The organism is Ruminococcus sp. CAG:57 (genome assembly GCF_000435935.1).
In the GTDB taxonomy this organism is placed as follows: domain Bacteria; phylum Bacillota; class Clostridia; order Oscillospirales; family Ruminococcaceae; genus Hominimerdicola; species Hominimerdicola aceti.
Genome location: NZ_FR890676.1, coordinates 1 through 1433 on the forward strand (window position 1 = coordinate 1; position 1433 = coordinate 1433).

Consider the following 1433-nt stretch of genomic DNA (forward strand, 5'->3'; position numbering starts at 1 on the left):
ACCACTTGTTTCTCCACCAGGAATCCAATTACTATTTGCACCAGATTCTGAACCTGTTGGAAGCTTAAGATTTCCACTTTCATAGAAATCATTTACAATGGATTTATCTATGTCAATTCTAACTAATTCTTGACCTGCCCATTTATCGGTCTCTATACCTAGTCCTTCTTCTATAATGCCAATATCACCATTAGCTACAATAAGCAATTGATCCATTTGATTGCTTGGTGCAATAAAGCGTTGCCCTCCCGCACCAAGTAATCAAATGGATCACTATAATACAAATCATAATCTCTCTTTGTAACTAAAAAAGAAGCTCCATATTCTAAAAAATCATTATTCACTTCACTCATAATACACTCACCCCATAATCTTTTTTTAAGACATTATCTATACGAATTATGTAATCCCATAATCCATTTTTTTGTTAATCCCCATCCACTCTTTACAATTACGTAGAGATGATTCATTGTTTATCAAGGTACTTTTTAATGTCTTTAAAAGGGTATCATCAATCATTTTAAACAGTGCTGGATATTTAGAATGTTCATTGAAAATTTGATTCCAACAAGCCATATATGCACACCAAACTTGAATAGGTGTACTATTTAGTGTCATAATTGCTTTACGGAATTTCTTGATAATTACTTCATCATTTGTAGTCAAATATAACTCATATATTCCTTTTTCTACAATGCGTCCGAAATCTGTAGGAATATTAATAGGTATATCCCTGTTTCCCATAACTGAATATCCTTTTTCTCCGCAAAGAAATTCAGCAACCTCATCATTCTCAAATGCTTTTCTTGTAAGTTCAAGCAATTCTTCGTTTGTAATCTGTTTTTGCAATTTCATGACATTTCCTTTCTCATCAAGCGACGAATAAAAATTATTTTTTTATATTTCACAAAAACCATCTACGGTATATGTTTCTTCGTCAGATAGTTTTATCATTGTTTCTTCTACTTTTGTCATATCATTGTCTAGTTTTAATATAATCTCAAAACTTGTATCAATATTAATCGACGTTTTATTTTCCTCCAAAATTAAGATCTATAATATTTAGATGCCCATAATTAAAAGAAAGAGTCAGCCACTTTTTATCAATTAAATATAAATATGAGCTAAAGTGACTTGAATCTTCATGATTGTCTGTCGGTTCACCAAACATTTGATTTATTTCTGCTTCTGTACTCTCAAAGGTTATTCCGCCTATTGAAATATTATCAATCGTATCCTGCCTTTTAAAAGCACTCGCAGTAAAGCTTATACAAATAATATCATTATCACTATAATCATTATCGTCTGCTGCACAATGCATTGTGACCGTATCCAGCAATTTACCGTCATATAACAATCCTCAGCTTCTAAGTTCGGTTTTCTCCTCATATATCATGCTTTCATCCCAAAAAGAAAAACCCTCACCCAAATCA

3 protein-coding genes are annotated in these 1433 nt (G+C 31.8%); all 3 read right to left on the reverse strand.

Annotated elements, in window-relative coordinates:
• Positions 1-216 (reverse strand): hypothetical protein (locus tag QVO88_RS00020; RefSeq protein WP_288177643.1); only part of this gene is annotated, 216 nt, incomplete at its 3' end.
• A 183-nt stretch (positions 217-399) separates the two neighbouring features.
• On the reverse strand, positions 400-855 hold the full coding sequence (locus tag QVO88_RS00025; RefSeq protein WP_022286485.1) for a hypothetical protein: 456 nt from the start codon (positions 853-855) through the stop codon (positions 400-402).
• A 175-nt stretch (positions 856-1030) separates the two neighbouring features.
• Positions 1031-1357 (reverse strand): hypothetical protein, encoded by a 327-nt coding sequence (locus QVO88_RS00030; RefSeq protein ID WP_117905804.1) that lies wholly within the window; start codon positions 1355-1357, stop codon positions 1031-1033.
• Positions 1358-1433 lie beyond the last annotated feature (76 nt).